Below are 12127 nucleotides of genomic sequence, written 5' to 3' on the forward strand. Positions count from 1 at the left end.
GACTGTATAGCAATAAGATACTTTCTTAGAGTATTGTTTACTTTTACTAAAAAAGTGTTGATTGTATCGTATTTCAATGACTTTGAAATTTCAAAACAAAAAGCAGAATATCCACCTTTGTGTTCGCCAATGAACCTGTTATTGATATATAGTTTTGCTACTTGCCCTACTCCACTAAAGCGAATAAAAATTCTTTTTGTTTCCAAATTTTTATCAACAAAAAATTTCTTTTCGTAAGAAGCGCTTCCGACATAAAAACCCTTTCCCAGCTGCATATCAGTTGCATTCCAAGTATGTGGAATACTTACTTTTTGCCAACTATCTCTTTTCAACTCTTTTTTATCTTGAATCAAATCTTTTTTAAAGAACCAATCTTTATTGAAAGAAATAATCTGTCTACCCGAAGAGACAACTTGATTGCTTTGAGCCTTCACACATTGAGCTCCAAAAAACAGTATTACACCTATCCAAATGCACTTTTTCTTAACTATCATTATTATTAAATTATACAAATTTTGAAACTGACAAGCAAAGCGAATTTAAAATTGTAGAATTAAAATTTAATTTAGAAATTAATATCCGACCAAAAAAAATATTGTCTAAATATGTTTATTTTCGTCTTCTTCTGACTGAGCACCCTTTTGAGTTTCCAACACAATAACAAAAGGTTGCTTTTGTCCAGTTTTTTGTAAATGAATAAAGGTATCTAAGCCATCTAATTTTTCAATACTCAATTCTTTGTGTCCATCAAGCAGATAAGCTTTCTTAATAACCGTATTCTTTGGAGATGAAACTCTCAACGCTCCGGAAACAGGCACGTTAAAAACAATCATATAAATCTCATTATCTTTTTTCAATTTCTGCGTATAATAGCCCCAGTCCTGTTTTAACCAATTGACGTAACCACAATTGTATATAGCCTCATTATTTATTTTCATCCAGTTGCCAATTACTTTTGCATCATCAATTTCCTTTTGCCTAAAAGTTCCGTCAGCCTTAGGGCCAAAATTCAATACGAAATTGCCATCAAGCGATACACATTTTGCCAACATTTCTATCAATTCGTTCGGCGTCTTCCAGTGTCCCATCCATTTTTTTGCATAACCCCAACCATTTTCAGGAATTGTCATATCACATTCCCAATCGTTACCATGTGTAGCAGCAAAATCCGACGGGATTGTCCTTTCCCAGCCTTGCTCATAGTCGCCCATTAATCGCCCATTACTATCAAAATGTCTTTTACCATAATCATCTGCACGTAAACGGCTTCCAATGATTAAACCTGGATGAATTCTTTTTAGATCTTGATTTAAAGAGTCTGAAAACGCACCACTTTTTTTCCAACTATTGTCCCAGGTACCATCAAACCAAAAACCTTTTATTTGAGGATACATTTTCAACTGCTCCTCCAGCTGATTTTTGACAAACAATTTAAAACGATCAAAAGCAATTGTGTCCGCCGTCGATTTTAAATCGTAGCGCCAATCAGGATTGTGCCAATCCATAATGGAGAAATACAAATAAACGTCAATACCCGCCTTCGTATAAGCATTTACGAGTTGCTTAAGAATATCTTTTTTATAAGGTGTATTACTAATATTATAACTGGTATATTTTGTAGGCCATAAACAAAAACCATCGTGATGTTTAGTGGTAATAGTCACATATTTCGCCCCCATTTGCTTCGCCATGACCGCCCACCTATTCGCATCAAATTCTTTTGGGTCAAATTTTTTGTAAAGACTATCATATACCGAATGCGGCAATTCACCCCAAGAACGAATCCATTCAGCGGCGCCGTTATAATGCTTACCGTTATAATCTCCCCCTAGAACAGAATACAACCCCCAATGAATAAATTGTCCCAAACCATAACCTCTCCAGCGATTCATATCAGCATCCATCCGCTTGCCAATATGGTGCGCACCATGAAGCAGAGGAATGGTATCTTTTTTTACAGATTGTGCTTTTAAACCAACCACCCAACCTGCGAGCATAACGCTCAACACCATTTTTTTCATTTTCATTCCTATTAATTTACTATAATTCTAATAAAATGCTTGCCGTTTATCTACCCTAAAAATGCCTCGATATTAATTGCTTTAGTAAACATCAGCTACAGGGTTCAGATTTGATATAGTCTTTATTATTGTATTATTGATATCTACATATTTATTGCTATGGTTTGAAATTATTGCCGCGGCAGATTGGCCTGCAAAATTACCAGACGGTAATCTAACCTCAATAAACCGTATTCCTGAAATGCCTGGGAATTCTGCATATACAAAAATGGAAGATGCTGTTTGTGAAGGATCTGCGACAGATATTTTATACGATCTCCTTCCAATATGTTTAATCATAAGCGTGGAAGGAACATTAGTCCAAACCTTAACAGAATCATTCCTATAAGCCGCAAATCAATATCACGTTCATTGGGGAATATATACCCCACTGCGCCCAATAACATTCTTATTGAATGTGAGCTGAACTCCATTACCAAGTGCTGAGATATTCCTCTGAGAAGATACAAGTACTTTGTTATCTCTGCGCCAAGTTTGTTTACTGTTGTATTCACGAATTAGGCCGCCACAGAACTAATACCTGCCCCAAAACAAAAGCTCACCTCACCATTTTCACCGTTTTACCAAGGTCAAAACTAAGTCAAGGGTATGGCAAGAGCACCGGTCATTTTGAACATTTTTACAGGGTAAATGTTACAATTTGCAAAAAATGGAAGTCATTCCCAGAGTGCAAATCATAGATTTCTTCTGTCATAAAGATAAATTTTATAAAAATGGACAACCAAAAAAAGGTTTTCCCCTTGTCCATCTTCCCTAAAAACGATTATTGCACATATTCAATTTCAAAGTTATTGATCCAGTTTATTCCATCCATATCCCAATCCGCTTTTATATCTAATCGCAGCCAATACAACGCATTTACTGCGACATCTGCACTTTGCGCCAGAATAGAATATGTTTTACTAGGGTCGTAAGGATAAGGACTGGTATAGCACAAATAATTACCCGCTAGCGGGTTTACCCCCCAAGGAACAGCACTCATCGTCATTAAATCATTACTGTAACCTGGAGCCCGATTATACAATTTAGTCCCCGTAAATTCATTACTGGGCCAATAACCGATCAAATGGGAGTAATAAGCATCCCTATCCTCGTCTAAATACATTTTACATGCATTTTGTGCAATGACATCATCTGGCAATGCCACATTATAGATACGCAGATCAGTTACGGTTTCTTTAGTTGTACCACTATTATAGCTTCCCGGAATACCCACACGCAACGGGCTTGTGGTAGTACAATTAAGATTGGTAATATCTATTGGGGCATTATCAGATGGTGCCCCATCGATATACAATTGCATATATCTTTTCCCACCTGCTATATATATTTTGCCGGTATAGCTGTGCCATACGTTCAATTCTTGATATCCTGCAGTTGAGGTGATGGTATTATTCGTACCAGAATGAGTGCCCCCTGTCCCACGCACAACAAATCGAATTGAACCGTTTGAACCGTTATGGCAAAACCACCAGCCCTGATTTGAATTAGCCGAACTAGCAGTTTTCAAAATTATACCTGGATTTAAGCTTCCATATTGCTGAACCAAAAGTTTAAACGAAATAGTCATCTCAGTAGTAGGTTGAATGTCATAATCAGCTGCAGATGCAGTTGGCGTACTTGAAGATGCGCTAGCGGTAGAATACATAGGGGTATAATCTCCATTGGGAAGTACCTCTTCTTTTGTAAGATTATCATTATATGCCATCAGAAACCCTTGATTAGGATTTAGTCCGTCTGGTCCTTTATTTGAAGCAATCATTATTAACCAACTTTCCTTATTGTACGTTTTTCGCGCTTTAATTGCCTTCATTACATCCTGGATATAACCATCAACATTCTGGATGGCAGCCTTATATTGGGCATTATTCACGCCGAATCCATATTGCTTGCCAGCGACTGCTATCTCGTTGAAATCTAGAATACTCAGATCGGGATTGGTGTTAGTCAAAAGGCTTGCCGCCGAATCCCTCACCTCTTTGTCATCAAGTGCGACAACAGTTTTATTGGCCCCTCTTAGCAATAAGTTAGCCAAGTTACCCCAAGGTGTAATAAGCAATGATTTGTCCAAAGGTTTATATCTAATCAAATAATAGAATATATTATTCGGGTCGGGCAATGCCCCGTCTGGATCATTTTGATCACCTATGGGCGAAAAACTACTATCGCTGGTTAAGTGTGTGGCGTAAGAAGTACCTGTAGCTACAGACTTCCATCCTGACACATCATTATTTACTCCTTCTTTTAACAGGGAAAATGTGTATTTACTATGCTCCAATAAGGAATTCAGAAATGTGGGTTTGACAGCCTCCAAGTCCGCACCAGAAAACCCGTCGATACCGATGATAAGGACTTTGCGCGTTTTTGCTCCCGTCGAGTCATTACCATAATTTTCAAATATCGGTGCCGGGTCCGCAAATTTTTTACAGGATTGTGTCACCATTACCGCTATTATTAATAGCCAAATCCATCGAATTTTTATTGATTGCAAATTCATTATATATTAATTAAATTTATTCAATGTAAAGTTATTTTCATTAATTTATTGCTCGCTATATGCACCCAATTCTGCCAACGCAGTAAAGTTATTTCCTGCATAATCAGAATTACAAATTATTCTAAAATATCTGCAATTCTGCCTATTTGCGAAGTCAACTCGCTGCGTCCCCAAAGCATCGCTAAAAACAAAATTGCCTAAGCTTGTCCAGTTTACATTATCATTGCTTACTAATATTTCAACATTTTTTACCGCATCAGATGCCTCTCTTTGTACATATGACAAGCCATCTATCATGTGCACTTCTTGCATATCAATAGTTGCCGTATGTGGATAACCATGAGTTTTTGACATATGCCATACTGTGGCTGGATTGCCATCCAGCAAATTTTGGGGAGATCTACCAGTGGGAATATCATAATCATTATTTATATCAATGGCTTGCCAATCTGTACGGGCATAATCATCGTATATTACAGGAATAGGATCGTCACCGCCAGTCCTTGTTTGAGGATCATACAACCATATTTTTTTATGTAAATACGGATAACCTTTTGCAGTTTCTATATCTTGCTGTTGTTGACTTACCCTTAATCCCCAGGCATTAAAGAAGGGTAGCATATTCAAATGTGTAAAGTCGCACATTGCGTCATATACAAAATCAATTCTGTCTTGATCATTATTGGATGTATGTATGGCATGACGCGTACGCGTGTAGAGCATTGTCATAAAATCAAAGCCAAACTTATCAAATATCTGTAGATAAAACGCACATTTACCAATAGGGTCGTTACTCAAAGAAGGGTCAGTCAAGAAATTTTTAGAAGCATCTATTTTTGCCGCGAAAGCAAGTGCATTAGAATAATCCTGATGAGGTCTGTATCCCAATCGATTACCAGTTTTAAAGCTAAATAAATTATTGGTTGTCTCTCCCATATTGCTAAAGCTCCAATTACTTTGCTGGTTATTATGCCCAACTTCGTGCAAAACACCCCAGTCACCCGAGGCTAATATAACATCTACATTTGTAAGATTTTTAAACCAGTGGTCATCATCTTGAATAACTACGGGATATCCGTTATGCCCATATCCCACAACAGGATCAATATCTGCTACCACACGCCAAGGTAAACCTGCTGCTTGATCAATTGGGTCAGTTGGATTATCGGACAATCCTTCCCATTGTGAATAATCTTTATTAAAAATATCCTCCCAGGTTTGCATCAAAAGCTGAAGTTTAGTTATTCCTATTCTTTGCGCTTTTTCTGTTTCTACGGTGAAGATGATGTGGGGTGCGCGAAGCTCAAACCAAGGCACTTTGGAATTCTTTATGGAATCTTGCCAAGCATTTTCATCTGTTTGACCTAAAATGAAGTCGGTCATTTTACAAGCGCCAGAGAATTTTAATGTTACTGACTGGCCGGTAGCAAATGGTGAATTAACATAGATAGGCCCGCCGAAAGGGCTACGTATGTAGTTACGGCCAGGGAACAATTGCTTTACAGTATATACTATCGGCTCACGCTTAATAGCATCCGGATTGGCAGCATCCTTAGCAGTGAGATTGTCCGTCCAACAACCTATCTGTGCAGTCAATCCATACACATTAGCTGGAACGTCCACTGTGATCGGCTCGCCCGTAGGCGCATATAAGCCGGTGCTTAATTGTGCTTGTGGTAAAACGGCCATCCGCAACTGGCTCGGATTTTTTATGAAATCCAAATTAAGCGTAACCGGATAGCTCGTCAACCTGGGTGCATCATCACCCACAACACCGGGAAATATGGAAGCCTGAGCATACATACTATAATCGGGCACAGACATAGAAGTGTCCACAGTAATGGTAGAGCTATCTGCTGTATAGGTAGGATAACCATTTGCGAAATCGTAGCCGTATTTCTTACAACTACTTAACAGCAAAATCAGCAAGCCAGTTGCTACAATATGAATTGTCTTTCTCTTTGTCATATCTCTATAATATTCGTTCATAGATTTTAATACTAGTTTTGTTTCAAGTTATAGTTGGCTGGCCAGGATCTACCATCCAAACCCCATGATGATGAAATATTCACACCTAGCCATTGATAAATCTGATAAGGAATATCTAGTCCCTTCGGATTCGCATTTAAATAGGCAGAACTTACGGATGGACAAACATTGTTAGAAGCATCGCTAAACGGATTCCAAATACTGCTGGGCGGGTTTTTAAATGACATATCATTCCCTTTAGGTCCAAAATCTTTTACTATTTGTCCATCTGCGTCGGTCCCCGACCAATAACCTATTAAATGGCTGAAATAGGGGCTGGTACTGTCCACCCCAAGTTTACAGGCATTTTCAGCTATCACATAATCTGGAAGCGCAATATTAAATATCTTAAGGTCTGTTACCATTTCTTTGGTTGTACCACCTGCGTAACTTCCGATAAGACCCAAACCTAATGGAAAATCAGTTGTAATATTATTGGCAGTATGATTTGCTGTAGCATCCAGATTGCTGATATCAATGGGTGTAGCATTAACGGGAAGACCATCCGCATAAAGCTGCATATATCGTTTGCTATCTGTTCCAAAATAAACTTTACCTGTGTATGTATGCCATTCATTTAATACCTGATAGCCTGCTGTGGTGGTGAGCGTATTATTGGTGCCCGAATGAGTGCCACCGGATCCGCGCACCACAAAGCGGATAGACCCGTTTGATCCATTATGACAAAACCACCAGCCATTATAAGAGTTTGCCGAACTTCCTGTTTTTACAACAATGCCAGGATTTAATGTTCCGTATTGCAACATTTTCAATTTAAAAGAAATAGTCATCTCCGTTATTGCGTTAATATCATAATCTGCTGTCGTAGCAGATGGAGTCGTAGCTACAAAGCTACCTGTATAAATAGGAGCAGCACCTACATAAGGTATTACGTCAGGCTTAGCATAAAAAGAAAGTGTAAACTTCGGATTATAGAAATAAATAAACCCATTTCCTTTGGAATTGTTATACAAAGTGGTGTCCGTACCTACGGTATACGGCAGAGGACCACCTTTGCCCGAAGCAATCACGACTAACCAGTTTTCTCGGGTAAAACTGGGCCTGGATTGTATGGCATTTAGTAACACGCCTACCTCGTTATCAGCTTGTTGAATTGCTTGCGCATAAGCCACATCATCACTTTGATAACTGTTTTGTTTACCTACAGAATCTACATTATTCAATTCCACCATTACCAAAGACGGATCGTTTTGGTTCAATTCATTCACTGTAGCAGATACGGCATCTTCATCAGAAGATAAAACCTGATGCACATCTGCATCGGTAAGCAGATTGTCGTTCAATAACTGCGAACGAACAAAAGTCGCAGTACGACTATTAGGCGTTATCACTTTTAACCTCGTAAAAATAGAAGGATAGGCATTTATATCATTGTTTGTAAAATCAGCTGACCTGACTTTGTGTTTTGAACTGTCTACCCCAGTCAACATATCTGTCCAGCTAATAGCGTTGATATTGGCCGCATTATCTAGTGAATTGTATGTATATACAGAAGACTTGGCTATTTGCAAAAGATTCTGCGGTGCTAAGTCCCGGATAGCTTCTCCACGAGCTCCGTCAATAATTATATATAATACTTTGGGGATCCCCAGTATTACATTAGATGTATCTTTCCCAAAATCCTTGTTCGGCTCCCCTAAAAGATTAGTAACACCTTTATTACAAGAAGACAACACTATACCACCCATCGCCGCAACAAATAAGGTCTTACACCATTTGTTATATTTAGACCATGATAATTTCATATCCTTATTTTTTGAAAATTTAAAAACATTATACCCCGCATTCTTTATTGCACTTCTAATTTCACAATCCCATTGACCGATTGATTATCTACTAAGGAGAATGAACCAACCAAGATGACGCCAAAAGTTCCAAATGCCGTAGGTGATTCATAAGCCTTCTCAACTTGTCCCACAAAAGAACCCATATTATTATAACCCTCCGCCATAGAACCATCAGGGTTGAGAAAGAGCATTCCTTGCCTATACACGCCATTGTAGCCAATGAAATTACCAGTTACCAATACCTTCCCATTGGAAAGTTCTATAGCGAAACCGGCCGAGCCGCCGACAAACGAACCAATATGAAAAGTATTATCGATGCTTCCATCTTCATTTAGCATAACGACACCAGCCGCAGGTACACCATTGTAGTTTTTAAAACTGCCAATCAGCATAATCTTGTGCGTATTGGGATTATAGGTAACCTTAGATACCATATCATCAGCTCCTGCCTGTCCGGCATTAAAAGTAGCATCCATCTGTCCATCATCATCCAACATGGCTATGTGTCCGGCGTGTGCTCCGTTGAACGAAGTGAAACTACCGGCTATGATTATTTTTCCGTTAGATAATTGAATTGAAGAATTTATATATCCGTTGGTCGCAGAATATCCCAAGCCTGTCGCCGGATTGATATTATAACTTGAATCTAATGTCCCATCTGTTGTCATACGTACAAACTGCGTTACATTATATCGATCCTGCACGTAGCCGGCCTTAGTTGACCTTAAATAATAATAATCCAAATATTGATAAAAACTGCCAATGGCTACAATACCGGTGCCATCATAATAAAGATGATTGACAACGCCATTCACACCACCATTAAACGAAGGTAGGTAGGCGGTGTCATCTTCAGGATGATTGTCAAGATCCAAATTGATCAGATTTACTGAAACCGTATCCAACTGACCGGTATTTGATATGCGTGTAATATTGTTGATGTTCGATAAATTATAATAATAATTGTAAGAGCCCCCAAGACAGTTTTGCCCGCTTACATACACCATACTCGCAATATCGCCGCCAACTATCCCGGTGCCCGCTTTAGTACTATTTATATAAGCGCCCGCATTAGATATTTTTACAATATCGTTTATAGGTTGTGTGGTAGTGGCTTGACCATTGTAATTATTAAAACTCCCTGTAAGAAAAAAAGTGTTATCGCTATTTTGATAGATATCATAAATAGCGCCACCAGAATTTATACCGGTACCTACACTAAAAGTGGGATCTATGCGCACATAGCCGTCCACTTGGAAGATTGGTCCAAAATAATTCTGCCCATCAATTAAAATAGATATAGCTCCTGAGCTAGCCGTTTGTGGTATAATAACCATTAAGGCTGTATCCTGTAGAGAAACAATTGCGGCACGCTCCTGATTAATAAATACCTGGAAACTGCTTGTATCCTTTCCTTGCAAACCATCAATGTAAAAAGTAACTTTAGCACCTGCGACACCACTGACAGGACTAGGGTCTTCATCTAAAAATTTAATAAGTGGCTGCACCTTTTTGTTGTATGGATCAGAAGCCAGCCCATCAGATTTTTTGCAAGAGTACATACCAAAAATACCAAACCCCGTTAAAAGAATAAGGGATACAGCAACGAAGGTCTTTGTTTTAAATATTGTAAACATATAATTGAGATAATAAAATAATTAATCAATAAAATCATTCCCTTGGTGCGATTCCGGTGTTTATGACATTCAGATAAAAAACATAAGGATCAAAACCGAAATAAACACTGTTCGTGGAGGTAATAACACTCCCTCCAACAACTATAACACCCTTCTCGCCAACGTACCTCAAAGCCTGAATAACCCCATTGCTGGTTAATATATCTGAAGACGCTACATTTGCATTAATCCAATTAATTAGAGGCGCCGAGTAACTAGGAATATAGGAAAGTACCAAGTGTCGGTAACCGGCATATTTAACCCCCGCGGCATCATCGTATATCGCTCCGATATTCATAATTCTCACCCCACCATAACACGTATATGCCTGCCCATGAAAAGACGGAATGGCATTAAAATCAAGTTGAGGATAATCCACAACTTTTCTTACACTATCGAAAATATACATGGACAAGGTTTGGCGCCAAACGGATGAATCTATCTGGCTTAAGTCCGAAACAGTGTCTTTGCCAGTCATTTTAAGATTGGCATTCAAAACCTGAACTGATAGAGCAATGCTCGAGTCCGCTGGGGCAAAGAATGTGTATGCCCCATGGGCTATCACATCGTCAAGGCCGGCAAGATGAATAATCTTTACCAACGAATCAAACTGATAGCCTTTAGCCTTTAAGTAGTCTAAGCTATTGCCATTGTAAACGGGGTTGATAGTGCCAGAATCCTTATAATAACTTGTATCTTTTTTGCAAGAACAAATTCCTAAAGAAAAAAGGAAAACAACTATCAAAAACTTGCTGAAAATTCTGTATCGCATCGCTTCTTCGTTTTTTAATTATTTATCATAGAACCAAATCTAATTCCAATAGCCGTTCAACGACAGATAAGGATTATTGGCTTGTGCATCGCTCGGAATCGGCCAGGTCCAGGCACCCTTATAAAATGCTTCTACCTCTATCGGGTATGGACAATATTTGGCGTCCAATATTTTCCCTGTGCGTACCAGGTCGAAGAAATATGTTCCTTCACCCATAAACTCTTTCACCCGTTCGTACCAAATGGCATCACTTAAAGACTGATCATCACTGCTGGTGTATAATTTTGCCCCAGCCCTCTGTCGGATCATATTTAGCATCTCGGTAGCCTCATCCTCTTGCCCAAGATCGTCCAGTGCTTCTGCGCGCAACAGGAATGCATCTGCATAACGCAGTATCATCAAACTGCCAATCGGATAGGAACCATTTGCTGCTTGGCTGAAATCGTAATATTTATAAAATTCAAACATTTGATTACCCGAATAAATGTATTGAGTAGGAAACCATAAATCTTTTCTCCTGTCAGGGTCTGCCTGGGGGTAAAGTTTCGACATATAGTCCGAACCTATATACGAATAGCTATATCCCGAAGTACTACCAGGAGGATTATGAGACGCATAACCAGAAATATTATAGTTCCTGCCATCGAAACCATAACCGCTTTCTCCGTAGTTAGCATTTTGCGATAGCTCAACAAGTCCCTCCTTACTCTTACCTCTGAATATCACAGGATATTTATCGATAGGTAGAAGCGCATAAGCACCTTGGTTGTCATTTATCAATTCCTTTCCCAAAGAATCAGTACTGGTCCAATATTGTAGTTTATTGGCGTTATCAAAGCCAGCCATCCACATATTCATTTCCATCATCACGATCAAAGCACTTCCGCGCATGGCACGTACAGCAATGTTGGCCGGATCCGTATAAGTCCACGGCAGATCACCAACAACGGCCCCCAAGTCATTTACGCAATTCTGAAATATAGTTACCTGGTTTGTTTTAGGTAACGATGTGGCATTGTAGGCATCTGTATAATAGGGTACATCGCCAAAAAGACGGACAAGATAGAAATAAGCAAGCGAGCGCAGATAAACGGCCTCAGCCTTATACTTTTTCCGTGCAGATTCCGAGAAAGCAGGATCGGGCACTTCATCCACCTTAGCGTACAGGATATTAGCGGCCGAAACCATCTTATACAGGGAACTCCACGCTGTAATCAACATCGTGGGGAAGCCCCAATAAGTAGACTCTGATCCGGCAAAAATAG

General features: G+C 39.1%; 8 protein-coding genes and 1 pseudogene. All 9 read right to left on the minus strand.

Features of this window, described 5'->3' with window-relative positions; all coding sequences use genetic code 11:
- Nucleotides 1-494: sugar-binding domain-containing protein (locus ACQR30_RS16495; protein WP_429736855.1), on the minus strand; the 494-nt coding region annotated here is incomplete at its 3' end.
- 105 nt (nucleotides 495-599) lie between these two features.
- Nucleotides 600-2027: an alpha-L-fucosidase gene (locus ACQR30_RS16500; protein ID WP_429736856.1), complete on the minus strand. Its 1428-nt coding sequence runs from the start codon at nucleotides 2025-2027 to the stop codon at nucleotides 600-602.
- A gap of 75 nt (nucleotides 2028-2102) precedes the next feature.
- Nucleotides 2103-2381 (minus strand): annotated as a pseudogene (locus ACQR30_RS16505) (hypothetical protein); the annotation flags it as partial.
- A gap of 463 nt (nucleotides 2382-2844) precedes the next feature.
- A complete protein-coding gene (locus ACQR30_RS16510) occupies nucleotides 2845-4578 on the minus strand; it encodes a LamG-like jellyroll fold domain-containing protein (RefSeq protein WP_429736857.1) in 1734 nt (577 codons plus the stop codon).
- A gap of 45 nt (nucleotides 4579-4623) precedes the next feature.
- Entirely contained in the window at nucleotides 4624-6567 is a 1944-nt protein-coding gene (locus tag ACQR30_RS16515; protein WP_429736858.1) for a M60 family metallopeptidase, read from the minus strand.
- Nucleotides 6568-6578: 11 nt separating this feature from the next.
- Nucleotides 6579-8372: a DUF4983 domain-containing protein gene (locus ACQR30_RS16520; protein WP_429736859.1), complete on the minus strand. Its 1794-nt coding sequence runs from the start codon at nucleotides 8370-8372 to the stop codon at nucleotides 6579-6581.
- A 44-nt stretch (nucleotides 8373-8416) separates the two neighbouring features.
- Entirely contained in the window at nucleotides 8417-10051 is a 1635-nt protein-coding gene (locus tag ACQR30_RS16525) for a DUF5008 domain-containing protein (RefSeq protein WP_429736860.1), read from the minus strand.
- Between the two features lie 34 nt (nucleotides 10052-10085).
- The gene (locus ACQR30_RS16530; protein WP_429736861.1) at nucleotides 10086-10862 is read right to left on the minus strand and encodes a hypothetical protein; all 777 of its coding nucleotides are present in this window, start codon (nucleotides 10860-10862) and stop codon (nucleotides 10086-10088) included.
- Nucleotides 10863-10901: 39 nt separating this feature from the next.
- Nucleotides 10902-12127, minus strand: a 1226-nt coding sequence (locus tag ACQR30_RS16535) for a RagB/SusD family nutrient uptake outer membrane protein (protein ID WP_429736862.1), incomplete at its 5' end; no start/stop codon positions are given.

This window comes from Arachidicoccus sp., assembly GCF_050436765.1.
GTDB lineage: Bacteria > Bacteroidota > Bacteroidia > Chitinophagales > Chitinophagaceae > Arachidicoccus.

Coding starts and splice junctions, on each gene's coding strand:
- ACQR30_RS16525 (WP_429736860.1), bottom strand. CDS start 10,051: ATGTTTACAATATTTAAAACAAAGACCTTCGTTGCTGTATCCCTTATT.
- ACQR30_RS16515 (WP_429736858.1), bottom strand. CDS start 6,567: ATGAACGAATATTATAGAGATATGACAAAGAGAAAGACAATTCATATT.
- ACQR30_RS16500 (WP_429736856.1), bottom strand. CDS start 2,027: ATGAAAATGAAAAAAATGGTGTTGAGCGTTATGCTCGCAGGTTGGGTG.
- ACQR30_RS16520 (WP_429736859.1), bottom strand. CDS start 8,372: ATGAAATTATCATGGTCTAAATATAACAAATGGTGTAAGACCTTATTT.
- ACQR30_RS16510 (WP_429736857.1), bottom strand. CDS start 4,578: ATGAATTTGCAATCAATAAAAATTCGATGGATTTGGCTATTAATAATA.
- ACQR30_RS16530 (WP_429736861.1), bottom strand. CDS start 10,862: ATGCGATACAGAATTTTCAGCAAGTTTTTGATAGTTGTTTTCCTTTTT.